At 63.1% G+C, this 24,095-nt stretch carries 24 protein-coding genes, 1 tRNA gene and 1 pseudogene; 9 read left to right on the top strand and 17 right to left on the bottom strand.

The features are described 5' to 3' along the window. Positions 1 to 6 precede the first annotated feature (6 nt). Genes ureE through RF638_RS02370 form a run of 4 tightly spaced genes read right to left on the bottom strand, consistent with a single transcriptional unit; the run spans position 7 to position 2,914 of the window. Positions 7 to 492: an urease accessory protein UreE gene (ureE, locus tag RF638_RS02385; protein ID WP_368841356.1), complete on the bottom strand. Its 486-nt coding sequence runs from the start codon at positions 490 to 492 to the stop codon at positions 7 to 9. A gap of 60 nt (positions 493 to 552) precedes the next feature. Beyond that, positions 553 to 2,280, bottom strand: a complete 1,728-nt coding sequence (gene ureC / locus RF638_RS02380; protein WP_368841355.1) for an urease subunit alpha — start codon at positions 2,278 to 2,280, stop codon at positions 553 to 555. A 12-nt stretch (positions 2,281 to 2,292) separates the two neighbouring features. Continuing rightward, a complete protein-coding gene (locus RF638_RS02375; RefSeq protein ID WP_368841354.1) occupies positions 2,293 to 2,601 on the bottom strand; it encodes an urease subunit beta in 309 nt (102 codons plus the stop codon). A 10-nt stretch (positions 2,602 to 2,611) separates the two neighbouring features. Continuing rightward, a complete protein-coding gene (locus RF638_RS02370) occupies positions 2,612 to 2,914 on the bottom strand; it encodes an urease subunit gamma (protein ID WP_368841420.1) in 303 nt (100 codons plus the stop codon). A 203-nt stretch (positions 2,915 to 3,117) separates the two neighbouring features. On the opposite strand from RF638_RS02370, the gene RF638_RS02365 reads away from it, so the two are divergent. The 5 genes and pseudogenes from RF638_RS02365 (at position 3,118) to RF638_RS02345 (ending at position 7,773) form a co-directional block, all read left to right on the top strand. After that, complete coding sequence (locus RF638_RS02365) at positions 3,118 to 3,729, top strand: class I SAM-dependent methyltransferase (RefSeq protein WP_368841353.1); 612 nt, start codon at positions 3,118 to 3,120, stop codon at positions 3,727 to 3,729. 55 nt (positions 3,730 to 3,784) lie between these two features. Further along, positions 3,785 to 4,870, top strand: a complete 1,086-nt coding sequence (locus RF638_RS02360) for a DUF808 domain-containing protein (RefSeq protein ID WP_368841352.1) — start codon at positions 3,785 to 3,787, stop codon at positions 4,868 to 4,870. A gap of 139 nt (positions 4,871 to 5,009) precedes the next feature. Continuing rightward, positions 5,010 to 5,762 (top strand): DUF5058 family protein, encoded by a 753-nt coding sequence (locus RF638_RS02355; RefSeq protein ID WP_368841351.1) that lies wholly within the window; start codon positions 5,010 to 5,012, stop codon positions 5,760 to 5,762. 31 nt (positions 5,763 to 5,793) lie between these two features. Then, entirely contained in the window at positions 5,794 to 6,537 is a 744-nt protein-coding gene (locus RF638_RS02350) for a hypothetical protein (RefSeq protein ID WP_368841350.1), read from the top strand. A gap of 12 nt (positions 6,538 to 6,549) precedes the next feature. Then, positions 6,550 to 7,773 (top strand): annotated as a pseudogene (locus RF638_RS02345) (amidohydrolase). A 28-nt stretch (positions 7,774 to 7,801) separates the two neighbouring features. Here the strand turns inward: RF638_RS02345 and RF638_RS02340 are convergent. Then, complete coding sequence (locus RF638_RS02340; protein ID WP_368841349.1) at positions 7,802 to 8,542, bottom strand: DNA alkylation repair protein; 741 nt, start codon at positions 8,540 to 8,542, stop codon at positions 7,802 to 7,804. 105 nt (positions 8,543 to 8,647) lie between these two features. On the opposite strand from RF638_RS02340, the gene RF638_RS02335 reads away from it, so the two are divergent. Then, positions 8,648 to 8,926 (top strand): chorismate mutase, encoded by a 279-nt coding sequence (locus RF638_RS02335; protein WP_368841348.1) that lies wholly within the window; start codon positions 8,648 to 8,650, stop codon positions 8,924 to 8,926. A gap of 266 nt (positions 8,927 to 9,192) precedes the next feature. Here the strand turns inward: RF638_RS02335 and RF638_RS02330 are convergent, their stop codons facing one another. Next, positions 9,193 to 11,397: a multicopper oxidase family protein gene (locus RF638_RS02330; protein WP_368841347.1), complete on the bottom strand. Its 2,205-nt coding sequence runs from the start codon at positions 11,395 to 11,397 to the stop codon at positions 9,193 to 9,195. A 191-nt stretch (positions 11,398 to 11,588) separates the two neighbouring features. Between RF638_RS02330 and RF638_RS02325 the strand changes: the two genes are divergently transcribed. Both RF638_RS02325 and RF638_RS02320 read left to right on the top strand, forming a co-directional pair. Continuing rightward, positions 11,589 to 12,416 (top strand): arylamine N-acetyltransferase, encoded by an 828-nt coding sequence (locus RF638_RS02325; RefSeq protein ID WP_158222955.1) that lies wholly within the window; start codon positions 11,589 to 11,591, stop codon positions 12,414 to 12,416. Between the two features lie 209 nt (positions 12,417 to 12,625). Further along, positions 12,626 to 14,029, top strand: coding sequence for a hypothetical protein (locus tag RF638_RS02320; RefSeq protein WP_368841346.1), 1,404 nt, complete (start codon positions 12,626 to 12,628; stop codon positions 14,027 to 14,029). A gap of 150 nt (positions 14,030 to 14,179) precedes the next feature. On the opposite strand, the gene RF638_RS02315 is transcribed toward RF638_RS02320, so the two are convergent. From RF638_RS02315 to RF638_RS02270, 10 genes are all read right to left on the bottom strand, one after another. After that, on the bottom strand, positions 14,180 to 16,051 hold the full coding sequence (locus RF638_RS02315; RefSeq protein WP_368841345.1) for a BCCT family transporter: 1,872 nt from the start codon (positions 16,049 to 16,051) through the stop codon (positions 14,180 to 14,182). Between the two features lie 125 nt (positions 16,052 to 16,176). Next, positions 16,177 to 16,842, bottom strand: coding sequence for a hypothetical protein (locus tag RF638_RS02310; protein WP_368841344.1), 666 nt, complete (start codon positions 16,840 to 16,842; stop codon positions 16,177 to 16,179). A gap of 68 nt (positions 16,843 to 16,910) precedes the next feature. After that, positions 16,911 to 17,618: a DUF899 family protein gene (locus RF638_RS02305; protein WP_368841343.1), complete on the bottom strand. Its 708-nt coding sequence runs from the start codon at positions 17,616 to 17,618 to the stop codon at positions 16,911 to 16,913. 193 nt (positions 17,619 to 17,811) lie between these two features. Further along, positions 17,812 to 18,540, bottom strand: a complete 729-nt coding sequence (locus RF638_RS02300; protein WP_368841342.1) for a trypsin-like serine protease — start codon at positions 18,538 to 18,540, stop codon at positions 17,812 to 17,814. 273 nt (positions 18,541 to 18,813) lie between these two features. After that, positions 18,814 to 19,593: a hypothetical protein gene (locus RF638_RS02295; protein ID WP_368841341.1), complete on the bottom strand. Its 780-nt coding sequence runs from the start codon at positions 19,591 to 19,593 to the stop codon at positions 18,814 to 18,816. An 11-nt stretch (positions 19,594 to 19,604) separates the two neighbouring features. Next, positions 19,605 to 20,504, bottom strand: coding sequence for a macrolide 2'-phosphotransferase (locus tag RF638_RS02290; RefSeq protein WP_368841340.1), 900 nt, complete (start codon positions 20,502 to 20,504; stop codon positions 19,605 to 19,607). A 96-nt stretch (positions 20,505 to 20,600) separates the two neighbouring features. Further along, a tRNA-Leu gene (locus RF638_RS02285) sits at positions 20,601 to 20,687 on the bottom strand. Between the two features lie 103 nt (positions 20,688 to 20,790). Then, positions 20,791 to 21,633, bottom strand: coding sequence for a metal-dependent hydrolase (locus RF638_RS02280; RefSeq protein ID WP_368841419.1), 843 nt, complete (start codon positions 21,631 to 21,633; stop codon positions 20,791 to 20,793). Between the two features lie 96 nt (positions 21,634 to 21,729). Further along, complete coding sequence (locus RF638_RS02275; protein ID WP_368841339.1) at positions 21,730 to 22,053, bottom strand: hypothetical protein; 324 nt, start codon at positions 22,051 to 22,053, stop codon at positions 21,730 to 21,732. Positions 22,054 to 22,060: 7 nt separating this feature from the next. Continuing rightward, entirely contained in the window at positions 22,061 to 22,690 is a 630-nt protein-coding gene (locus RF638_RS02270) for a YdcF family protein (protein ID WP_344223638.1), read from the bottom strand. A gap of 106 nt (positions 22,691 to 22,796) precedes the next feature. On the opposite strand from RF638_RS02270, the gene RF638_RS02265 reads away from it, so the two are divergent. After that, complete coding sequence (locus RF638_RS02265; protein ID WP_368841338.1) at positions 22,797 to 23,273, top strand: acyl-CoA thioesterase; 477 nt, start codon at positions 22,797 to 22,799, stop codon at positions 23,271 to 23,273. Positions 23,274 to 23,368: 95 nt separating this feature from the next. Here the strand turns inward: RF638_RS02265 and RF638_RS02260 are convergent, their stop codons facing one another. Further along, positions 23,369 to 23,923 carry a DUF2617 family protein gene (locus RF638_RS02260; protein WP_368841337.1) on the bottom strand — a complete coding sequence of 185 codons (555 nt, stop codon included), beginning with the start codon at positions 23,921 to 23,923 and terminating at the stop codon, positions 23,369 to 23,371. Positions 23,924 to 24,095: the final 172 nt, after the last annotated feature.

The following is a 24,095-nucleotide window of genomic DNA, read 5'->3' as shown; positions in this document are numbered from 1 at the left end:
AAAGTCCTAGTGCGTGTGCTCGGCGTGCCGGAACGGAACGGGCATCACGCGGTCCTGGCGCTGATAGGGGACCTGCTGGGCGTCCAGGTAGTCGGCCACGGTGTGATCGAACTGGACGACCATGACCTGGGCGCCGTACTCCGATGAGGCGTCGAAGAACTGGGCCTGCAAGTGGCGGTTGCCCAGCGCGTGGGCGGTCACGCCCATTTCGGTGATGGAGCGCGGCGCGATGACCAGCACATCCGTGGCTTCCACGGACACCGCGACCACGCCGGACTCGTCCCGGAGCAGAATGTCGCCATCCTTCAGGTCACCGTCCCGGCCGTGTGGGGAGTTCAAACGCAGCCCCAGGGTGCGGCCGTGATCCGTGGTGACGCGTTGGATGCGCTTGACCAGGTCGGCGCTGGGGAGGACCACTTTCTCCACGTGGAGGGTCTCGTGTTCGGCGGGTGGCAGGTCGGCCACGTTGCCGATTACATGTTCAACGATCATGGATGGTTCCTTTCGAAAGTAGGAGGGAAGAGGCTTGAAAAGTAGGGCTGGAAGGAGGGGCTAGAAGAGGAAATAGCGCTGCGCCATGGGCAACTCGTCCGATGCTTCGCACGTGATGATCTGGCCGTCCACGCGCACTTCGTAGGTTTCCGGGTCCACCTCGAGCTGCGGGGTTTCGCCGTTGAAGGGGAGGTCCGCTTTCTGCAGAGATCGAATCCCGTGCACGGGCTCCACCATCTTCCGCAGCCCCAACCGTTCGGGCAGACCAGCGTCCATGGCAGCTTGGGACATGAACGTGATCGACGAGGAATACACCGCCGAGCCCAACGCGCCAAAGGCGTTGCGCATCAGCTGCGGCTGCGGCGTGGGGATCGAGGCGTTCGGATCGCCCATGACCGAACTCGCGATCTGACCGCCCTTGAGAATCAGGGTGGGTTTCACCCCGAAGAAAGCGGGTTCCCACAGCACCAGATCCGCCAGCTTGCCGACTTCCACGCTGCCCACGTGCTCCGAAATCCCGTGGGTGAGCGCCGGGTTGATCGTGTACTTGGCGATGTAGCGCTTGAGCCGAGCGTTGTCCCCGCGCTCGCTGTCACCGGGGAGCTTGCCGCGCTGCTTCTTCATCTTGTCCGCGACCTGCCATGTCCGTAGCACCACCTCGCCCACCCGACCCATGGCCTGTGAGTCAGAACTGGTGATGGAGAAAACGCCCATGTCCTGCAGGACGTCTTCCGCGGCAATGGTCTCAGGGCGGATCCGAGAGTCCGCGAAGGCCACGTCCTCCGGGATGTCCGGGTTGAGGTGGTGGCACACCATGAGCATGTCCAGGTGCTCTTCCTCGGTGTTGCGCGTGAACGGCAGCGTGGGGTTGGTGGACGCGGGCAACACGTTGGGCATGCCCGCGATCTTGATGATGTCCGGGGCATGCCCGCCGCCCGCGCCCTCCGTGTGGTAGGTGTGGATCACGCGCCCGGCAATGGCGTTGATGGTGTGCTCCACGAACCCGGCCTCGTTGAGGGTGTCCGTGTGGATGGCCACCTGAACGTCGTATTCGTCCGCCACGCGCAGCGAGTTGTCGATCGCCGCCGGCGTGGAACCCCAGTCCTCGTGCACCTTCAGTCCGATCGCCCCGGCCTCGATCTGTTCCGCCAGGGGTTCGACGGCGCTCGCGTGCCCCTTCCCCAGGAAGCCCACGTTCATGGGAAAGTTCTCCACTGCCCGCAGCATGTTGGCCAAGTGCCACGCGCCCGGTGTGACGGTCGTGGCCTTGGTGCCTTCTGCCGGGCCCGTGCCGCCACCGATCATGGTGGTGATCCCGGAATTCAGCGCCGTGCCGAATTGCTCCGGACTGATGAAGTGGATGTGCGAATCGATCCCGCCCGCGGTGAGGATCTTCCCCTCGCCGGAAATGGCTTCCGTGGCGGGGCCGATCGTGAAGTCCACCCCGTCCATGATGTTGGAGTTCCCGGCCTTGCCGATGGCCATGATGTGGCCGTCCCGCAGGCCGATGTCCGCCTTGTAGATACCGGTGTAATCGAGCACGATCGCGTTGGTGATCACGGTGTCGACCACGGGATGGTCGCCGGGAGCGCCGTCGCGCGTGGCCTGGCCGTTCAGACCCATACCCTCGCGCATGACCTTGCCGCCACCGAAGATCGTTTCGTCGCCGCGGACCGTGTGATCCGCCTCGATCTCCAGGAACAACTCGGTGTCAGCCAGGCGGATGGCATCCCCGGTGGTGGGGCCGTACAACCCGGCGTACTGCTGCCGGGACATCTCGAAACTCATGGGGATCCTTGCCTAGTCGAGGGGGCCGTTGACCGCATTGCGGAAACCGTGGACGGCGCGTGCGCCCGCCATGGTCACCAGGCGCACGGTTTTCTGATCGCCGGGTTCGAAGCGCACGGCGGTGCCGGAGGGAATGTCCAAGTGGAAACCGCGAGCGGCCTCGCGGTCGAAGTCCAGCGCCGGATTGGCCTCGTAGAAGTGGAAGTGCGAACCCACTTGCACCGGGCGGTTACCGGTGTTGGTGACCTCCAGGTCCACGGTGGGGCGGTCCGGATTGTACTGGATGGGTTCGTCGGAGAGCAGGTATTCGCCGGGGATCACGGGGGAGTCCTTATCGGATGGGGTGGTGGACGGTCACGAGCTTGGTGCCGTCCGGGAACGTGGCCTCCACTTGGACGTCGTGGATCATCTCCGGGATGCCCTCCATGACGTCTTCGCGGGTCAGGATGGTGGTTCCCCAGCTCATGAGGTCCGCCACCGTGCGGCCGTCACGTGCGCCCTCGAGCAGCTCGTAGCTGATGACCGCCACGGCCTCGGGGTGGTTCAGTTTGAGACCGCGCGCTTGGCGGCGTCGGGCGAGGTCCGCGGCCACGACGATCATGAGTTTCTCGTGCTCGCGCGGTAGCAGGTGCATGGTGGCTCCGTGGTTCATCCGTGGTTTAAGGGTCGAGCGCGGCGAGCTCACGTTGTGAGCTCCACCTACCGCTCGGTTCGATGACCATGTTGTTAGACCCGTGAGTCAGGAAAAGCACCGTTGTGTTTCGTGCGTGTTAAAAGGCGGCCGGTCCTTCAATAGGGGATGCAGCAGCGGGCCCTCCCGATCGGTACGCTGGCCGTGTGGTTGAACAGAGTCAGTGGATGAAACAGGTCGAGGCCAACCCCGGGCACTCACAGTGGTACATCGAGCGGTTCCGGCAGATGGCTGCCGCCGGTGACGACATCGTGGGCGAGGCCCGGTTGATCGACGCCATGGTGGACCGCGGCTCCCGGGTTCTGGACGCTGGATGCGGCCCCGGACGCAACGCGGGTTACCTGCATGCGGTGGGGCACAGCGTCGTCGGCGTGGACGTGGACCCGGCACTGATCGAGGCCGCGCGTGAGGACTATCCTGGCCCCGACTACGTGGTCTCCGACCTCGCGGAAATGGACCTGCCGACCCACGGCATCACCGAACCCGTGGACGCGATCCTCTGCGCGGGCAACGTGATGACGTTCCTCGCCCCGAGCACGCGAGTCGAGGTGCTGCGTCGCTTCGCATCCCACTTGGCCGAGGACGGTCGCGCGGTGATCGGCTTCGGCGCGGGCCGCGGCTATCCGTTCCAAGAATTCTTCGACGACGCCGCCGCGGCCGGTCTCCAGCCGCAGCTCCGGTTGTCGACCTGGGACCTGCGTCCGTTCAGTGATGACAGCGAGTTCTTGGTGGCGGTGTTGGGTAAGCGGGCAGGCTGATCTGGCCTTACCCTTACTCCAGACACATTGCTTCCCACCGAATTGAGGAACGGTCATGGCTGTTGGGTTGGCCGCATTACTGGATGATATTGCCGCTCTCGTGAAGTTGTCGGCGGCAAGCGTTGACGACGTCGCTGCGGCGGCCGGTCGCGCGAGCGCGAAGGCCGCGGGCGTCGTCGTGGACGATGCTGCGGTGACCCCGCGCTACGTGCACGGCGTGGATCCCAAGCGGGAACTCCCGATCATCTGGACGATCACCAAGGGTTCGCTGCGCAACAAACTACTCTTCATCCTTCCGGCATTGCTGCTGTTGAGCCAGTTCGCGCCGTTCCTGCTCACGCCCCTGCTGATGCTCGGCGGCACGTACCTGTGCTTCGAGGGCGCGGAAAAGGTTTACGAGCACTTCTCGAAGAAGGACCACGCCCCGGATGAACCGGCGGTCAAGCGCGGTAAAGAAGCGGAGAAGGAAGTCACGTCCGGCGCGATCCGCACGGACTTCATCCTCAGCGCGGAGATCATGGTGATCGCCCTCAACGAGGTCGCCGCCGAAAGCATCTGGGCGCGCGCCGCGATCCTGATTGTCGTGGCCATCGGCATCACCGTGGCCGTGTACGGCTTTGTCGCGCTGATCGTGAAGATGGACGACATCGGCCTGTCCATGGCCGAGCGCGAATCCCAAGGTGCGCAGAAATTCGGCATGGCGCTGGTCAAGGCCATGCCCATTGTGCTCAAGGTGATTTCCATTGTGGGCGTCTTCGCCATGCTGTGGGTGGGCGGCCACATCATCTTGGTGGGCATGGACGAGCTGGGCCTCACCGCCCCCTACGAGTGGGTTCACCACCTGGCGGAGCCGGCCCATCACGTCGCGGGCATCGGCGGCGCGCTCGCGTGGCTGATCGAGACGTTCTTCTCGCTCCTGCTGGGCCTCATCTGGGGCGCCATCATCGTGGTGATCATGCACCTGCTGCCCTTCGGCAAGAAGGGCCACGGCCACGCGAACAGCCACGAGGATTCCGACAAGCACGCGGATTCGCACACTGAGGACGCACCCAAGGTCGACACGATCAACGACGACGCCGCTGGCGCCGGCTCGAGCGCCTATCGTGCGGATTCGGGCGGGGACCGGCCCGTGAAGGATTGATCACGTAGAACACCGCGGTCATGTAAAAAACTCCACGCAAGGCGTGGCCCGTAGAACGAAAACATGAGATTCTTCGTGACACGGGTCACGCCTTGTGTTTTGATGGGGGCGTTCAACTTGCCCGATCTTCGGAGTCCCCATGCACATCCCCACTGCTTTCGACAGCGGTTCAACGGACATCCTGGCCGCAGCCAACACACCTATCTTGTGGATCTGCGCCCTGGGTGTCTTTGCGGTCATCATCGTTCAGACCCTGATTTACGTCCGTGCGGTCCGGCAGGCCGCACCCGCGGTGGGCATGGCCTCTGACGAACTCAAGACCTCGTTCCGCGCCGGCGCGGTCTCGGCCATCGGGCCGTCGCTGGCCGTGGTACTCGTGGCGGTTGCGTTGCTGACCGTGTTCGGCACGCCCGCTGTCCTGGTACGCATCGGCCTGATCGGCTCCGTCTCCTACGAAACCGCCGCCGCCAGTATCGCCGCAGGAACATTGGAGGCCGAGCTGGGCGGGCCCACCTACACGCAGAGCGTGTTCGCCATGGCATTCATGGCCATGAGCTTGGGCGGCGCCATGTGGATGCTCGCCACACTGATTTTCACGCCCATCCTCAAGCGCGGTGACGCCAAGCTGCGCAGCGTGAACCCGGCCGTGATGACTGTGGTTCCCGGTGCGGCCATGCTCGCCGCGTTCTTCGCCCTCGGATTCGCCGAGCTGCCCAAGTCCGGCTATCACGTGGTCGCGTTCTTCTCCTCGGCGGCCGTGATGGGTGCGTGCCTGTTCCTGGCCAAGCAGCTCAATCTCAAGTGGCTGCGCGAATGGGCCCTGGGCATCGCCATCCTGACGGCCCTTGTGCTGACTTACGTGGCTGTCTCATCCGGGCTGTTCGCGGCCTGAACCGGTTTCTGAGATCCCAAAGGACTAACTCATGACTACAGTGACCGGCCACGACGCCGCTCTCCAGACTTTCGACCGCACCACCTCCCGGTGGGGTCGCCTCACGATGATCGTGGGACTCATCTTCTCGCTCGCCGGCCCGGTTTATCTGGTGTTTTTCAGCGGTTTGGAAGTGGACCAGACCAAGATCCTCACCGCCTTCCTGGCGATTGCCGGAACGTTCGCGGTGATCTGGATCGTGGAACCGCTGACCTATTACCCGATCCTCGGGCAGGCCTCGATGTACCAGGCCTTCATGATCGGCAACATCTCCAACAAGTTGCTGCCCTCCGCGCTGATCGCGCAGTCCGCGGTGAACGCCAAGCCGGGTACCCGCCGGGGCGAGTTGGCCGCGGTTATGGCCATCAGCGGTGCGGCCATGGTGCACTTGTTCTCGCTGCTGATCTTTGTTGGCTTCATGGGTACATGGCTCGTGAGCGTGATCCCGCAGGACGTCACCAAGGTGGTACAGACCTACATCTTGGCCTCCGTGCTGGGTGCCGTGGTCGTCCAGGCCATCGTCTCGCTCAAGCAGCTGAGGGCGACCATCATCGCCATCGTGGTGTCGGCCTCGGTCGTGTTCCTCCTGATTCCGGCCATCCCGGCGCTGGCGTTCTTCAGCACGGCCATTGCCGTGATCGCCACTGCCGTGTTGGCTTGGTTCCTGAGGGAAAAGTCCGCGCGCCTCGTGAAGGATCCCGAGGGCACCGAACCCGCGGAACCCCGTAATCGTTAGGAAGTGCACCTTATGACCAGCCAGTCACTCGAACTCACCGATGACCTCCGGAACCGCATGCATGAGCTCTACCGCGAACTTCACGCGGCCCCGGAGCTGTCCATGCAAGAACACCGCACCGCGGAGTTGATCGAGGAGCGCTTGACCGCGCTGGGAATCGAGAATTTCCGCTGTGGCGGGAGCGGCGTCGTCGGCGTGCTGAAGAACGGGGACGGGCCCGTGGTCGCTTTCCGCGCGGACACGGACGCCCTGCCCCTGGCCGAGGACACCGGCGTGGAGTACGCGAGCACGGCAACGGGCCAGCTTGACGACGGCACCGAGGTGCCGGTGATGCACGCGTGCGGGCACGATACGCACATGTCCGCGGCACTCGCGGCGGCAGAGATCTTCGCTGGCGCCACGGACGCATGGTCCGGGACCATCGTGTGGATCTTCCAGCCGGGGGAGGAAACTGCGGCCGGCGCCAAGGCAATGCTCGATGACGGGCTGTGAGACAAGGCACCCAAGCCCGAGGTGGTTTACGGCCAGCACGTGATGCCCATTCTGGCGGGAACCATCAACTACTCGGTGGGCGACGCCATGGCCCTGGCGGATTCGTGGAAGATCACGATTCACGGGCAGGGTGCGCACGCGTCGCAGCCGCAGGATTCCACCGATCCCATCGTGTTGGGCGCGCACATGATTACCCGCATCCAAACCGTGGTCTCGCGCGAGATCGACCCGCGCCGGGCCGCGGTGGTCACGATCGCCACGTTCCACGGCGGGTTGAAAGAGAACATCATCCCGGCGTCCGCGGAGTTCACCCTGAACGTGCGTACATTCGATCCGGCGATTCGCGAGAAGGTGCTGGCATCCTTGCGGCGCATCATCTCCGCGGAGGCTGCGGCATCCGGTGCTCCCGAGCCCACCATTGAGGTGCTGTCGCAATTTCCTCGTAATTACAACAATCCCGAGGCCACCACTGCGGTAATTGGCGATTTCAAGCGCGAGCTCGGTGAGGACAACGTGGTCGAGGTGGAGCCGATGATGGGCTCAGAGGACTTCGGCGCGCTGGCCGAGGCCATCGACGTACCCTCCGTGTTCTGGATGTTCGGCGGCCACCCCGCTGAGGTCATGGAGGGCGACGGTCCCGTTCCCGTGAACCACTCGCCGTTCTTCGCGCCGGTCATGGAGCCCACGCTGTCCACCGGGGTCAAGGCAGCGGTCACCGCGTTGGCCTCGCGGGTGGGGAAGTAGCGGTCCCGCATGTCGACGACGCCGCTCGTCACCTTTCCTGGGCCACGGCCAGGTAGTAGGTGCGGGCGGCGTCGTCGTGCTTTTTCAGCGCGTAGCGAAGGGCGGTGCGAGGCAAAGTGGCGGCATGGTCGTCAAGGAATGCGTCTAGGAGAGAGTGGTTCTTGTTGCCCACCTCCCGCAGCATCCAACCGACAGCCTTGTGCATGAGGTGGTGCGGGTCGGTCTGGAGTTTGGTCGCCAACCTGAGGGCCTGGTCGTGGTGGCCCAAGCGGATCTGGCCGAGCGTGGAGACCATGGCCATGCGACGTCGCCAGAGAACGGGAGAGTCTGCTAAGTCGTCGAGAATCGCAGTCGCCTTGTCTGCCGGCTGCGCGAGTAGCCAGGGACCCAACGTGTACGGAACCACTGTGTCCACTAGATCCCAGTTGTTGAGGCGATCAGCCTTGGCCAGAAGCAGTTGGATGACGGCGTTCTTGTCGGCCCGCGTGGGCTTGAACAGCTCAACGAGCAGGACCGCGCCCAGCAGGCGCACGTCGTGAATCTCATGATCGAGGAGGACAGCGGCGTCGTCCAAGGTGGCTTGCTTCCTAGCCTCCCTGGCCAGTGATCGGATGGCGGGAACTCGGACTCCTACGAACTGGTCACCTTCGCCGTAGCCGCCGGGCACTGCCTGGAGGTACTTCGCCTTGGCTTGGGCATCCCGTTCGTTGCCCATGCTGATGAGCGTCACGATCAGTTGGGTGGGCAGATCAGCCGAGAGAGTGTTCACGCAAAGGAGCGTAGCGGTTCCCCAGTTAACTGGAGCCAATTCCGCTTGAAACAGTTCTGTTCGAGCACGTGGGAGAGCCGTTAGTGTGGCTTTATGGACGCTCAAATGCCTCACAACATCGAACAGGTCCGCGCCGCGATCGACAACATCGACGCGCAGCTGATCTCACTTCTCGCCGAGCGGCAGTCCTTCGTGACTCGCGCCGGAGAAGTCAAAGCCGGTCAGGGCATTCAGGACGCCCACGACCCTGAACGCGTGGAGTCGATTCTGCGAGCACGCCGCGAACAGGCACTCGATGCAGGCCTGGACCCTGAGGTTGCCGAGCGGATCTGGAAGGAACTCATCGCGGCATTTACCGACTACGAGCAGAACGCCGGGCGCTGAACGCAACTCCCTCCGGATCGTGCAGTCTTCTGCACGGTAAAGCCATCCCTGACTGTGGGCTGCAACCTGATCGACGGTAATGTCGAAAAGATCGAAGATCTTGGTCGCAACGTCTATCAGATTACGGTGGCCCAAAAAGGCGGGTCGTAGCGTCAATCAGAGTGCACCCGGGCTCAACCGCGGTCACCACCGGCAACGAAACCGCCCGGCCCACCCGCGCGAGGGAGCGCGAGGTGGGCCGGGCGGCGTCGTCGTGAAGGTCGATCCTAGTGCGCGTGGGGCATGTCGTGACTCGGCAGGTCCTCGGGCTGGCCGGGCTGTTCGGGGCCGACTCGGAACGGGCGCATCATCTCGTTGTCCTCGTGCTCCAGCAGGTGACAGTGCCACATGTACTGGCCCGGGGTGGTGAAGCGCATGCGCAGCCGGATCATTTCGCCCGGGTAGACGAACACGGTGTCCTTGCGACCGGTTTCACCCGGCAGCAGCGGGGTCTCGGGTCCCATTTCCATGAGGCCGGTGTCCCAGTTGTACCAAATCATGCGGCGCTCGAGGATCTCGAAAGCGGTCTCATGAATGTGGATGGGGTGGGGTACCGGGGCGTCCTGGACCAGGTTGTAGATCTCCCAATCCTCCACGTCACCGGGCTGCGGGTTCTCCGTGACGGGATCACTCCACATGGTGTCCTGGATGTGCATTTTGCCGCCGGGTTCACCGTGCAGCACCCCCAGCATGGTGTGCGAGGCGTAGGGTGCGGGGTCCTCGTTGACGTTGTGGAAGCTCATGGTCGTGGCCAGGCGCCGCGTGCGCACGGGCGCCGGGAGCTTGGGCTGAGGCTTCATCTTGAGGTAACGACCTGGCGTGGACGTGTCGACACCCCAGTACGGAACCACATCGAAGGCCATGACCTTGCCGGTGGTGTTCGGATCTGCCGGTGGGAACACCACGTCGCGCTCCTCGAACGGGTACAGCTTGACTCGCGGTTCCTCACCGTTCTCCGCGGGGCGACCGCCCGGGAAGAACGCGTCGGGCCCAACGTTGCGCAGCGTGTAGCGACCGGTGCGCACGTTGGTGAAGTCAACGAGCAGCTCGTTGCGCTCGGCCGGGGCCAGAATCACGCGGCCGCGGCGCCAGCCCTCGAGCTGCATGATGTTGACCTTCTCGTCCAGGTAACCGCCGTCGTTGGCGACCTGCCACACCTCCACGCCCGGGATGCCCCGGAAATCCAGGTACAGGGTGCGCGAACCACACGCGTTCAGAAAACGCATGCGATAACGACGCCGCTCCACACGTTGGTACGGCCACGTCTGACCGTTGACCACCATGGTGTTGCCGAAGAACTCGGGCACCCAGTTGGGCGGGATGCCCGGCTCCTCCGGGTAGAAGGGTCCCTGGTAGCCGTCGAAGAACGACCTGGAAGACGGGTAGAACAGGGAGCCGTCGTTGTTGAACGAACGGTCCTGAATGGCCAGGGCGAGGTCCGCACCGGGGTTCGGCGAGTTCTGTCCGTACACGTTGCTGGGGCCGGCTGGTGCGCGGGCGGTGCGTCCGGTGCGGGAATCCAGCACCTCGTACTCCAGACCGCGCATCAGGTAGAAGCTTGCAGCACCCGCGTAGACGGTGAGACGGGTGAGGCCCAGCGCGTGGTCGTGGAACCACAGGCTGGTGGCGCGGTTGGTGTTGGGGTAGGTCACCGTCTGGTGTCCCTCGCCCCAGTCCACGCCGGTTTCGCGGCGGTGCTTTTCCTTCAGGAAGTCCCACCACCGGCCGTACTTTGCGTGGCCAGCGGGAATGTTATTGGCACGGGGAAGGTACCAGGCCTCCGAATAGCCGTCGGAGTGGTCCTTGACCGCCAACGCACCGTGCAAGTGGGTCACGATCGGGACCGGCCCGGTGTAGTCCGTGTACTGGGTTTCCGGGTCCGTGTACTTGTCCGGCGTGACATAGCGGCGGCCCTCGAGCGTGGGCTTGATGTCCGTGCTGACCAGGCCCTCGTGGCCGGGCTCCTGCGGCACGTTGGCCCAGTGCAGGGAACGGTCCACGGCAAAGAGATGCGGCAGGTAACGGCCGTAGCGATCGACCAGTTCGTTGGTCCACTTGATCTGTACGGGCCGGTTCTGCAGCGCCGAGATGCTCAGACCAGGTGACGTGAAAGCGGAATCGGAACCACCTGTCGGCCCATAGGCCCACACGGTGGTCTTGGGCATTCCGGTCGGAAGCATCTGCTGTGTCGTTTGTTTCATCGAGATCTCGTAGTAATCGGCCGTTCCGTACGGAGTGGACCGGGTGCCCTTACGAGGCAGGATCTGCGGAACCGTCAACCGGTTCACGAATTGCCGGATGTTCGTAGCGGGCAGGCTGCCTCCCGGAATCTCCGCGCCCACAGCTTCCGGCATACCGTTGGCGCCATACACGTAAAGCGCCAAACCACCGGCCGCGGTGGATTTGAAGAACAAGCGACGAGACAATTCCATGAGAAAGCCCCTCCCCAATCAGTGCTGTAGTTTCTCCCCCAGAATTGGCAGCGGATCAAACTGCCCACATGAATTTTAGGGTCTGGGGGACACGCAGAGCAGGGCCAGGGGAGCGCACATATGGCCACAAAATGGGTCTGGTCAGGGGTTGGGCAAATGTGCAGTCGGGACGATTCAACGAGGAGATTCCAATGTCGAAGAGCAGCGCCACGAACTCAGACTGGGAAATCGACGAGTTCGACATTCCCGGCTATCTCAGCGCTCTTGACATCACCCCGGGGCCACCGAGCCTGGGCCTACTCGAGCAACTGCACCGCGCCCACATGTTCACGTTCCCGTTCAGCAACGTGGAAGTCCTGCTCGGTGACCACCCGGGCGTGAAGCCGGCGACCGTGGGCACCCAACTCGTGGAGCGGCGTCGTGGGGGCTACTGCTTCGAGCACTCCCAGTTATTCGCCGCCGCGCTCGAAACGCTGGGATTCAGCGTGCGGCGCGCGCTCGGCCGCGTGCGCGCCTTGGCGAGCCCGCGCACGCACATGACCGTGCTCGTGGACGTCGACGGCGTTCGCTACCTGTGCGACCCAGGGTTCGGGTTCAGCGTGACCGGCCCAATTCCACTGGTCGAAGGGGCGGTGCGCGACGAAGGGGACCGGGAGTTCTCCATCGGTCGGATTGAGGATGAGGGCTGGCCACTGTGGGCCTTCCAACGAGATGGCGAGATGGAGCACGTGCTGGATGAATCCACCGTTCATGCCGCTGACGTGAGTATGGGGCATCTGAAAACCTCCACGGACCCGGAATCGGTGTTCCTCAACCACCTAATGGTCATGAAGCACACGCCGGAGGGACACGTGACGGTCACCGAGACGGGCATGACTGTCCGAGTACCCGGAAAACCCACGGTTCAGGAGTCGTTAGAACCGGGCCAGGTGGTGGTAAACGTGCGCGCTTTGGGAGTCGCGCTGACCGACCAGGAAGCGGAGCAGCTGATTCAGATTGTGGCGCGGCTCAGGGGCTGACAGGACCCGGGCGCGGTGTTCGCTGTGAGATTACTTACTGAATGGTAATTAAAGTTCGTTCAACCTCTTCTCAGGGGGCCTCTGACCTGGCAAGATTTGCTCTTGGCTCGGCCGATTCCCCCTGATAACGCCTTGCCACCAGTGTGTCCTCCCCCGGGGCACGTGGTCCGTTACAACTTCATATCCCTTCGTTAGAAAGCATCTCCCCCATGCGCTTCTTACGCTCTTTTGTGCTGCCCTCTGCAGCCTTGTCTTTGGGTCTCGTGGTCTCGCTGGCCCCCGCAGCGACTGCAGCTCCCGCCTCTCCGCACATCGCGGAGGCTCCCGTGGTGCAGGTGGCCACAGCCAATCCACCGGCCACCACGTATTTCAAACCCTTCTCCGCCCACGGCATGAAGTCCAGCTACCACATCTACACGGACGGCATTGATCGCTCCAAACCCGTTGGCGTGATGTTCTACTTTGGCGGTGACTACTGGAAAACTTCGGAAACCTGGGTTCACAACCCCGGTGGATCCCAGTTGAAAGCCATGGCCTCCGAGGCTCGGAAGAAGAACATGATTCTGGTGGTCCCGATCTCTCCCGATAAGAAAACCACCGGCGATGGCATCACCTGGTGGGAGGACATCGACAAGAACGGTCAGTACTTCCGTTCGCTCAAGGATTCGCTGGTCAACAGCTATGGCCTGGACACGACTCGCGTGTGGCTGGCCGGTTACTCCGGCGGTGCCGAGTTCATCACCTACGAGGTGTTGGCCGATCAGCAGAACTGGATCCGCGGTGGCGGTGCCACGATCATCGGTGGTGGCGGCGCGAACGGGATGCAGACAGCTCCCAACGCAGCCGTCCGGAAGATGCCCTTGACGTGGCACGCCGGATCCAAGGACGTGGTGGGCGATACCAACCCACCGGAATGGTCTGCCAAGGCAGCCGCAGCCCAAGGCCAGAAGGTTTACAAAAATGCAGGCTTTGGCCGGGCAGCCCTGCACACGCTGCAAGGGGTGGATCACTACGGCTACAACCAGCCTGCCCTGATCGGCCAAGACCTCAAAGCCGCGCCCAACGTGAGCGGTACCGCGGCAGGGACTCAGACCAGTTCTCTTCTGAAAGGTGCTATCCGCACCAGTTACCTGAACACCGGTGGGTCCGCCAAGTACGGTCAGCCCACCTCGGCGGAACGCAAGACCGGCTTCCTCCGTGGCGTGTACCAAGGGTTTACCCGCGGATACACCTACTACTGGAGTCCGCAGACCGCTGCGGATCCCGTGAAATGGGGCGGTGCCATCGGGGCGTCCTTCAAGAACGCCGGATACGAACGAGGGTGGGGCTACCCCGCGCATGCGGAACGGTCTGTGACGGGCGGTGCCTATCAAGATTACCGCCGCGGCGGCGTCGTCAATCGTGCGATGTGGTCCCCCAAGACCGGCGCCCGGGTTGTAAAGATGACTGGCGGTATCGGCGCGGCTTGGCGGGCCGCCGGCTACGAACGGAACTGGGGTTACCCGGTGACCAACGAATACACCGTGGCGCGCGGTGTCCAGCAGAAATTCTCCAATGGACGCGTGGCCACGTGGGATCGCAGCACCGGTCGAGTGACTGTTTCGAAAGGTTGAATTGGGAGAGCCGATAACGTACGCCAGCCGATGCGTGCCGGGGTTGTCCAGAATGACTTCAGGTCCCTCTCGTCTCACCAATAGTGAGACGAGAGGGACCTGAAAGTTCCGAATCAGTCGCAGCTCAGTACAGGAGCTGCACTACTCAAGTCAGCGTTCGCGATCTTGGCTGAAGACACCCTTGGTCCGGGAAATCCGGTAGTCGATGCGGTTGTCCACGTACTCCTCGAACTCGGGGCTGTGCGTGATGTCGCCGGTGATGCCTTGGCGCACCTCGCTGAGCGCGAGTTCGCGGCGGCGTGCCTCGAGCTCGCGGGTGTCCTTGGAGAGTCCGCGCACGGTGGCCACGCACATCAGGATCATGACCACGCTGAACGGAAGCGCGGTGATCAAAGAACCCGCTTGAAGCGCCGTCAGACCGCCCGCGAGGAGCAGGCCGATGGCCAGCAGACCCTCGACAATGGCCCACAGAGCACGGGACCACGACGGCGGGTTCGGGTGGCCACCCGAGGCCAGCATGTCCACGACCAACGATCCGGAGTCGGACGAGGTGATGAAGAAGATGGCCACCAGCAGGATGGCTGCCACGGAGAGAATCGAACCCAGCGGCAGATCGGAGAGGACCTGGAACAGGGCTGCCTCCGCGCCAACGGAGCCGTCCTGCACCATGTCGCCCTCGCCGAAGAACTGGCGGAACAAACCGGAACCGCCCATGACGGCGAACCAGAGGAAGCCCACCAGGGTGGGGACCAGGAGCACACCGGCAATGAACTGACGAACGGTGCGGCCTCGCGAAATGCGGGCGATGAACACACCCACGAACGGGGACCAAGCGATCCACCAGCCCCAGTAGAAGAGGGTCCAGCTGGAGTACCAGGACGTGGCATCTTCGGTACGCGTGTAGGCGCCCACGTCAAAGGTCATGTTCATGATGTTGGCCAGGTACGTGCCCAGGGACTGGACGAAGTTGTCCAGCAAGAAGATCGTGGGGCCGAGCAAGAGAACCGCGATCAGAAGGATTCCTGCCAGCGACAGGTTCGCGTTGGAGAGCCAACGGATGCCCTTGCCCAGACCGGACAGGACGGATAAAAGCGCCAAGAATGTGATCACGATGATCAGGATGACCAGCAGGGTGTTGTCCACGCTGTCCACGATTCCGATGGACTGCATGCCCGTGGAGATCTGCTGAACACCCAGGCCCAGCGAGGTGGCCACACCAAAGACGGTGCCGAAGATCGCCAAGATATCAATGACGTCGCCGATCCAACCCTTGACCCGATCGCCGAAAACGGGCTCGAGTGCCCAGCGGATGGAGACGGGGCGGCCGCGGCGGTGCACCGCGTAAGCCACCGACAGGCCGACCACCGCGTACACGGACCAGGGGTGCAAGCCCCAGTGCACGAAGGTCTGGGCCATGGCCATGCCCTGCAGCTCAGACTCGGAGAGATTCTCGAAGCCCGGTTTCTGGCTCACCGTGGCGTACATGAGCGGTTCGCCCACGCCGTAGAACACCAGGCCGATGCCCATGCCCGCGGCGAAAAGCATGGCGAACCAGGAGAAGATTCCGAACTCAGGTTCATCCGTGTCACGGCCCAGCTTCACCTTGCCGAATCGGGAGAGCCCCAAGATCAGGGTAAACGCCACGAAACCGCCGATGACCAGCATGTAGTACCAACCGAAGTTGGTGACGATCCAGCTCTGAGTGCCTTCAAAAACTTCACCGGTGAAGTCCGGTGCAAGCACACCCAGTAGGCCCACGGCCACGATAATCACAAGTGACGGCCAGAAGACGGCGGGCGCTATGCCGCCTTTACCAATACGTACACCCTGCGCACGGAGCTTTTCGGTGATCTCGCGGTCGCTGTCTTGGTCATCGACTCGCTTGCTCTTGGGAGCGCGCAGTTCTTCAGCGGAAGGCCCGGAGTCCTGTTCCGGGTGGTCCACAGAGCTAGATTCGGGGCTCGAGGAGGCAGGGCCCCCGTCTTCTGAATGCAATGTCGTCTTGTCTTCTGGTGGAGTCATCAATTTCCCTCAAAGTCGGTACTGAGTCTGGATCGAACGGCATTACCCGTCTTTCAGGATGGCCCCGAGCATTGAAACTTTCAAGTTGCTGGGAATTGGTTGGCTACTGCCTGATGGTGCGGCGGCTAGGAAAAGACATCCAACCGGTAGAGCGATGTGAACAGAAACACAGGAGCGGTCAGAAAAGCCGTGATAGCCAAACACAACCCGGAGGTGGCGGCATCCCACCACCGAATGGCGAGCGAATTCTCGGGTATGGCCCCGGATCGACCACGCACGAACATGCCCCGCGCCTTGTTCGCAGCAGCTGTCATGGCCTGACGCTTAACGCCGCGCGGTGTGCGGTGCACATCGAATGAGGCGGCGAGCAGGAAGGTCAAAAGGCCGCCGGTGAGGGCAATGGTCAACACCAGAGGCAGGGTGCCGGTGATGCTCGTGGCGAATGCCTCCAGCGTATTTTCGGGTTTTGACGAGGCTTGCTGAATCTCAATGCTCACCAACGCGCCCAGGTACGCGGCCACACCCACCATCAGGCCCTTCCACGTGGTCAGCAGGATCTGATAAATGAACTTGGTGAGAATTCGGCTCTCGCGAAACGGCTTGGGCGGCGGCAGTACCGCGCTGATCAGGATAAACGCGATCAACAGCACGAATAGCGCGGCGGAAACCCAGAGCAGAGCAACCTCTGCGTTGAAAACCACCCACAGCAATATGGCTACCAGGGCCACCAGTATGGGTAAACCACGATTGGGGCTGATCAGGAATCGGAGCGCGCGGGGGAGGGGAGCCACGGGACAACTATAAGTCGCGAACAATTCCTGTCCTGGTAATCCCGTGAATCGGTCGCTGCCGCTCAGAGTCAGCCGTAGGTCGGGTATTGCGGCCAGCCCTCGGGACTGTCCTCCCAGTCTTGCTGTCGTCCGTAAATCGTGCGGTCCATGATGTGGGCGGTGGGCAGGATGGCTTCCGTGCCGCGCGCCGTCGTCATGTAGGTCAGGTACGGCACGCTGTCCTTGAGGAGGTAGTACGAATACCCGGGTAGTTGCCCTTCCTCGCCCTGGTCATTCGTGCGGGTCCAGCCCCAGTCATAGTGGTAGCTGGTGTCATGCGAGGAGACCCACAGGTGCGGCCAGCCGTTCTTTTCCCGCCAGGCCTCGAGCTTGTCGATGGGCGCCTGGGAGATCAGTGCGAACGCGATCCCGTTCTCCGTCAGCCGGCCCATGTTGGCCGGCAGATTGTCCACGGCCCACGTGCAACTGGGGCAGCCGGCCTCCCAGTCGGGGCTGAACATCACGTTCTGCACGAGTAACAGGTAGTGCTCACCGAACAAGTCGGTCAGCTTCACGGGCCCGCCCGGGCCCTCGAACGTATAGTTCTCGACCTCGACCATCGGGAGCCGACGCCGCTCGGCCGAGACCCGATCGTTGTGTCGCGTCACTTCCTTCTCGCGGGCGACTTGTTGCGCGAGTGCGGCGTCGAAAGCGTCCCGGCCCACCACTGGAGGCGCGGCATCGGGCTGGTTCAGTTTGGGTTGGGCGGCAAGGCGTTCCGGGTCTTCGCGGTTCATGACCGATCTCCTGAAGAGGTGTTTCGGCTGTTCCTGCTACGACTCAGTCAACGCCTGATGAGCTTTGAATGGAAGAGGTCGCTGGCCGGGGGCAGCAATCCACGCCGTCGAAATTTGGGACGTGCAGTGCGGGACGCGCCGGCCCTTGTCAGGTGACGACGCGTCCCGCGATCCACGGTCTCATTTCAGTGAATCAGATCCCCGCGGTCTGTCTGATCCAGTCCCGGTGGGCGGCCACGTTGGAGTAGTTCGAGCCCGAGTTGATGTTCGCGCCGGGATCGGGCGTATCGCCGGTGGAGCAGACACCCACTACCTGGCCATTGATGATGAGCGGACCACCTGAGTCGCCCCGGTTGGCTGCACCCGTGATGCCGCGAATGTTGCTTGCGGGGCCACCGTGGAGGTCGCGGCTGGGGCCGGTGACTAGTACGTCCGCTTGGAACAAACCGGTGGACGGCGTCGAATTGGCGCGCAGTCCGTAGCCCTGAACCGTTCCTTGCTGTCCGCGCTGCGGAATGGTGCTGTCGGTGAGGTCCATGGTCTCGCCCACGTTCACCGGTTGGGACAAGCGCACCAGGCCGACGTCGCCGCGCGGCGAGTTCGCGAGTTGCGCCGCACGCACGGGCTGGCCCGGGTTCTGAGTGGAGTTGGACGTGAACACGTTCATGTTGCTCGCGTCTTCGGTGCAGTGCCGGGCGGTCAGGACCCATTCCTCACTGATGAGCGAGCCCGAGCAGCCATACTGGCCGCCGTTCTGTGTGAACTTGAGTTGGACCACCGCGCGGTTCTGCGCGGGTTCACCGCCCACGATGTACTCGTTGGTTTCTTCCGCCGCGGGTGCGGCCTGCGCCGTCATCGGTGTGGCCAGTGCGGCGGATGCGAATAACGCGATGCCGATCTTCTGGAAAAGGGAGGTTTTCATGTCGATAGCTCCTTCTCGTGTAGGTGGGGATGCCAACCCCCTGATCTGAGCGAGACTCAAACTACACAGGAAGAACGTGTCTGACTAGGAACGATGCCTAGATCGACCAGGTTTCGATTCGATTAGCGGACTAAGTAAGAGGGTTACGATTTAATAACGACCGGAAAGTCAAGGGTTCTATCACTCGATAGATGTAAGACGAACGTGATGTCCATACTTCCTCGAACTGACGTGCCAGAGGTTGAACCGGAGCTCGCACAACATGGAAATTCGCTACCGGGGTTCGCCCCGGAGAACATCCACGTGCACGTGATCGCGGTGGCGCAAGATGTCGTTGGCAGGCTCGGGGGCATCGTAGGTTTGCCAATGACCACGGGAGCTGTGGGCGCTCCAGATCTTGTCATCGAAGATCACGTACTGGATGTCCAGGTCATCTGCGTGGGCGATCAGCCACTGGGCGAGAACCCACCCCTCGCGGCGGTTCTCTTCGGTGATCGGGCGGAAGAAGACGTCGATGCCGCGGCCGCTGTAATGGGTCGATTCGGCTCCATGGCCTTGGCTGACACCTCCGGGTGCGAACCCACCCAGTGGCTGATCACCGAACACCTCGGTCATTTCGTCACGTAGTTGCTGGGCGCGCGGCGTGAGGCCGGTTGGCGTTAGCTCTTGTTCGGGTAAGTCATCAGCAGCGGTGCCTTCGCAACGAAGGCTTGGCCCGGCGTCGTCGGCAGGCCCATCCGCGAGACGCTGGATGACCGCCGGGTCGATGCCGGACGTATCCGGGGTTTCGGCGCGGCGAGCGGATAGCGCAACCGCCGTGGTGGCGAGTTTGGCCTCATCACGCTCGAGGTTGATGGTGCCGTCCGGGGCCTCAACACCGCATTCTGCACCGACGTAAAGCCGGCCCTCTCCGACACGTACGTTCTTCGCGATGGTGGGCCCCAGCCAGACCAGTGCTCCAATGATCAATGCAATGACCACGAGGAAGATCAGGGGTGCTCGCCAGGATCTCCCTCGATTGATCGGGGCCTGGTTGTTCGATCTCGTCGACATCATTGGAAGGATCAGGCCTTCGGATTGAGCATCGCTGCGGCAGTGGCGCGATCGGTCTCGGAGCCAGTGGTCAGAGCATAGATCGCGTAACCGAGCGGTGAAGCCTCCCATAGGTGGCGGGCCTGAGCGGCCAGGCCCGGATGTACATGACCACCGGCCTGTTCGTAGGCGTCCAGGGTGGCCTGCAGAATCTCGTCACCGGCGGCGCCGTATTGGAAGGCGAAGTCGCGGGCGGGATCGTCCACACGGGCGGTTGTCCAGTCCAGGATGCCGGTAATCGCTCCGCCGTTGTCGAGGAGGACGTGAGCGGGGTAAATCTCCCCGTGAGTCATCACCGTCCGGTCGGGCCAGCAAATGTCATCATCTATCCAGGCCCGCCAAGCGTTGGCGAGAGTGGGAGCCACGGTGAACTCGTTGGTCACCCGGTTGATGTCGTCCTGCCAGGTCTGACGGACTTGATCGCGCGACCGGACCTCCATGCCAGCAGCCTTGGCATCCGCGGCATTGAGTGAGTGCAGGCGTGCCGGCAGGTGTCCCAAGCGGGCGGCGTACTGCGGACTGGCCGGGTCCATATGCCAGATGGGTTCTCCGGAATCAGACAGGGTCAGGCCCGGAGTGCCAGGGAGGGCCGGGTAAGCAATCAGCTCCGGAGTGCGAATCTGCCAGTCCGGAACCGAAACTTTCTCCGCGCGGAGCGCGGGCGCAACGAAATCGAGGATGCGGACCTCGGCGGCCATGCCTTCGGAGACGTCCGGGCGGCGCGGGATCCGCAGCACCCAGCGGTGTGCGGTTTCGTCAGCTGCCATGATGACGCGGTAGTCCAAGCCGGCCTCCACCACGGTGGCGCCATCAGCGGATAGGCGCAGACCATGAGAGGCGGCCAGGCCCAAGGCGTCATCGAGTGTGTTCATGGCACGATTCTCCCACCCGGGTCCGTACACGTAGGCAGACAACGAAAAACCGGCTGTCGATAAGGTGTTTTACCTTGTCAACAGCCGGTTACAGTGTGGTGCGCGAGGGGGGAGTTGAACCCCCACGCCCTCTCGGGCACACGGACCTGAACCGTGCGCGTCTGCCTATTCCGCCACTCGCGCTTGTTTATTCACTCGGCTTCCGCCGGTGAACAACGTTGAGTAGCCTACCCGATGCCTGATGCGTTTGGCGAATCGCCGTGCACGGCCTCCCGTCGCAACTGCATCACCCCAGAGTCATGCCACCCCATGCTGCCAAGGCGCACGCCAGACCGACCATCGCGTACACGCTGATGGGCGTCAGCACAGCCAGTTCCATGCCGGACCCGGCCTTTCCCAGAACGGGAAATCGCACGAAGGATCTGCCCCGGTAAAACGTGGACGGCACCGGTAAACGAGGGCGCAACGGCCACAGCAAGTGAATCCCCTGCGTGGTCACCATGTCGCCGATCATGTGCACCGCACACCCCAAAGCCACGGCAATCACGAACCACCACGGATGGTCCGGGGGATTGGTGGCCACCACGATTCCCAGGCCGATGGCCACCAGCCAGTTGGCATGCGAAATCCGGTCCGGAAGAAACGCCAGGACCTTCACCGCGAACGCGATCATCAACACCGAGAGCACCGCGGCCAACGGCCACACCTGCCCGGGTAGCGCCGCAACAACGGCGGGTGCAGAATCATCGCCACTCGACTCCGCCAACCAGCGCAGCCCGTCGCCCACGGGAAGGGCGGCGTTTTGTGACAACCAGGCCAGCAGGGCGAACACGAGTAGCCCGATCAGAGAGTGAGTTCCTCGTCGATGGCCGCCCGACAACCGAGAGACGATCCGCGCTAACCATCCCGAGAATGGCGGCAGAGAGCGCGCCACGGTTCCGTTGGGGTGATCGATATCCGGCAACAGCGCGGCGCCCGCGCAGATCAGGGCGCCGGTCACCACCCCCGCGTCACCCACGGGGAGTACACCGAAGCCGATCGGCACAGAAAAGTCGGAAAATTGCAGGGTGTAGTCGGCGGTCAGCGCCACCCATGCAGCGGCACCACACGCAGCATGGCTCGGCCCCATCACCGGGACATCACGGTCAACACGCACTCTCCGATCGCGGGCTCGCTAGTCATAAAGCCCCACGTTAGGAACGTGGTCAGACACGCATAAGGACCCTCAGGGCTCGGTGGGCAACAGCGTCCAGCCGGCGGAATCCACGTCCACCGCGACCCACGGGTCATCCGGGGACGGAGTTGCTGAAGACCCACCAGCGGAGACCTCATCCAAGGCCTCGATCACCAGCGATCGCGGGGCCACCACTGCCACGCATTCGCCGCGGTACTCATCTGCTGCGTTCTCGACGGCGCCTACCAAATCCATAGGCGTGCGGACATACGGAGACATCACCTGGGCCACACGAAAACGCGAGGTGGGCAGGGAATCGGCCGCGGCGGCGTCGGCGACGAAAACTATCGTTGCGGGGCACTGGAGATCACTCACGAGAACCTCAATCCAACTCTTTCGGGTTGCCTGGCAACTGCTGTTCGCAACCGGGAGTGAGCCAGGCCTTCACGTATCCGCCGCTCTGATACACATACTGCCGCAGGGTGCGCAGTGGTGTGAACTCGTAGTCGGTCGCGGCCATCCGTAACTCACCGTGATAGCAGCGCTCCAGGATCATGCGCGCCCGCGGCACGTGCTGTTTGAACGTCACGGCAGTCACGGTGTCCCAACCGCGCTCAGCGGCCAGGTCGCGCAACTGCATGGCCTCGCCCTGGGTGGTGGAGGGATTGGGCTGGAAGCAGATGACCTCGTAATCGGTGCGCGGGGTGCAGAAATCCTTATCCTCGTAGTACTGCACCATGGCGGGCGGATCATCGGGCTGAGCGTCGGGGGTCGCAATGACCAGCACGGGCGCGATGCCACGCTCCATCAATCCCTGCGCTGTGGCCATGCGTTGGGTATCCGGAGGGCCGAGCACCAGCAGCGCATCGGACATCGCGGGTTCCTCCGTGCGGGGGTGCTCCAGCACGGCCCAGCAGACGGCTAGCCATCCGGCCACGGCCACTGCTAACGCCGCAACCAGCAGGGTGAGCCAACGATGCCGCTTGGTCTCGGCAGGCTCCTGAACCGTCACCCAAATACCCCCATCAGAACATGGACGCGGATATCATCTCATTCATCCCCGGCAATCCCGTGAGCTGCCGGCGACCATGACAAATCTGCACGTGAGGAGCGCCGATATGCGATCGAACGAGTACCTGGAACGCTCCGTCACCTGTCAGGTCCCGTTGCGTTGGGGCGACATGGACCCGTACGGGCACGTGAACAACGTGGAGGTCATCCGCGTTCTTGAAGAGGCTCGAATCGCGACCTTCGGTGTGCCCGTGGGCACGGGCGAGCAAATTGCCCCGGCCAAGATCCCGCTGTTCTCGGTTCTCCCGAACGGCACCCAGGCGCTCATTGCCGAACACCGCGTCAAGTACCTGCGCCCGCTGGCCTACCGCAACGTCCCCACGGAGGTTCGCGTGTGGGTCGTCTCGGCCAAGGCAGCCACGTTGGAACTCGGCTTTGAAATCGTCGACGCCGCCGACGGCGCGCCCTGCGTTCGCGCGCAGACCCAGCTCGCGTTGTTCGTCCCGGAAACGCAGACGGTTCTGCGCATCACCAAGGACCAGCGCGAACTGCTGGAGCCGTACACCGCGCCGTCGCCGTTCTGAGCACGCGCGACTACTTGTCGTGCTGCTCCTCTGCGGTCCGGTCCGTGGGACAGGGCCCGCAATTATTTGCCGCGCTGGTTTACGGTGGCTGCTAGCTATGCCGCAATGCTCTGTGGCACGGCCGTGAGGTGTAATTGCGCGCGCGTGCGGACCACGCAACCGGACTCCGGAAGCGTTCGCCACGTCCACCACATGAGCGTGTTCTCCACCGGGTCCATGTGACAGCAGGCCGCGGTGATTGCGGAGGGCTCCTCGGGATCCTGGACGCACAACGCTAGCGGTGCGTTATCCAGCCGGTCCAGCAAATGCTGCAGTGTCTTCACAAGTCCTCGCGGCGAATGTGAAGTCACGGTACAGCCCACTTCGAAATCGGTGGCAAAGCCCGTGGGGTTGGGAAGGCGCCGAAGAATCGGCAAGTCCGGGGCGGCGTCGTCGAAAAGACCGATCGTCTCCACCCAATGGTCGTCGCCGTACTGAATCACCAATTGATGCTGGCCGGGGGTGACCCGCAATTCAACGATGGTGAGTTCGTCGATCGCGAGTGACCTGGTAGCCGTGGCCTCAACCACGGGTAGGTCGGTGCGATAACTGAACTCGTCCGGCTGGCACACCACGTGCCCGGGCGTGCGTGTAAGCCAAGGTCGGTTCATGGTTACTCTCCCTGTCCACCGTCGCAGCCCGCGACGGTTTCTTTACAAAAGAAAATAGCCATGTGGGCGGTCCGGAGCAAGCTTATGAAGGTCACCGTTTGGTGACGATCACCTAGTGCCCTAGTCAGGACTCACTTCGGAGAATACTCTTTTGCAGGCATTCTCGCGGTGA

It is taken from the genome of Kocuria sp. CPCC 205235 (genome assembly GCF_040980905.1).
GTDB lineage: Bacteria > Actinomycetota > Actinomycetes > Actinomycetales > Micrococcaceae > Kocuria > Kocuria carniphila.
The sequence above is the reverse complement of the archived record's forward strand: the minus strand, read 5'-3'. Positions and strand labels throughout refer to the sequence as shown.

Coding starts and splice junctions, on each gene's coding strand:
- RF638_RS02290 (WP_368841340.1), bottom strand. CDS start 20,504: ATGAACACACTCGATGACGCCTTGGGCCTGGCCGCCTCTCATGGTCTG.
- RF638_RS02280 (WP_368841419.1), bottom strand. CDS start 21,633: ATGGGGCCGAGCCATGCTGCGTGTGGTGCCGCTGCATGGGTGGCGCTG.
- RF638_RS02320 (WP_368841346.1), top strand. CDS start 12,626: ATGCGCTTCTTACGCTCTTTTGTGCTGCCCTCTGCAGCCTTGTCTTTG.
- RF638_RS02315 (WP_368841345.1), bottom strand. CDS start 16,051: ATGACTCCACCAGAAGACAAGACGACATTGCATTCAGAAGACGGGGGC.
- RF638_RS02260 (WP_368841337.1), bottom strand. CDS start 23,923: ATGAACCGACCTTGGCTTACACGCACGCCCGGGCACGTGGTGTGCCAG.
- RF638_RS02325 (WP_158222955.1), top strand. CDS start 11,589: ATGTCGAAGAGCAGCGCCACGAACTCAGACTGGGAAATCGACGAGTTC.
- RF638_RS02330 (WP_368841347.1), bottom strand. CDS start 11,397: ATGGAATTGTCTCGTCGCTTGTTCTTCAAATCCACCGCGGCCGGTGGT.
- RF638_RS02350 (WP_368841350.1), top strand. CDS start 5,794: ATGACTACAGTGACCGGCCACGACGCCGCTCTCCAGACTTTCGACCGC.
- ureC (WP_368841355.1), bottom strand. CDS start 2,280: ATGAGTTTCGAGATGTCCCGGCAGCAGTACGCCGGGTTGTACGGCCCC.
- RF638_RS02360 (WP_368841352.1), top strand. CDS start 3,785: ATGGCTGTTGGGTTGGCCGCATTACTGGATGATATTGCCGCTCTCGTG.
- RF638_RS02265 (WP_368841338.1), top strand. CDS start 22,797: ATGCGATCGAACGAGTACCTGGAACGCTCCGTCACCTGTCAGGTCCCG.
- RF638_RS02305 (WP_368841343.1), bottom strand. CDS start 17,618: ATGAACCGCGAAGACCCGGAACGCCTTGCCGCCCAACCCAAACTGAAC.
- RF638_RS02335 (WP_368841348.1), top strand. CDS start 8,648: ATGCCTCACAACATCGAACAGGTCCGCGCCGCGATCGACAACATCGAC.
- RF638_RS02300 (WP_368841342.1), bottom strand. CDS start 18,540: ATGAAAACCTCCCTTTTCCAGAAGATCGGCATCGCGTTATTCGCATCC.
- RF638_RS02295 (WP_368841341.1), bottom strand. CDS start 19,593: ATGTCGACGAGATCGAACAACCAGGCCCCGATCAATCGAGGGAGATCC.
- ureE (WP_368841356.1), bottom strand. CDS start 492: ATGATCGTTGAACATGTAATCGGCAACGTGGCCGACCTGCCACCCGCC.
- RF638_RS02370 (WP_368841420.1), bottom strand. CDS start 2,914: ATGCACCTGCTACCGCGCGAGCACGAGAAACTCATGATCGTCGTGGCC.
- RF638_RS02355 (WP_368841351.1), top strand. CDS start 5,010: ATGCACATCCCCACTGCTTTCGACAGCGGTTCAACGGACATCCTGGCC.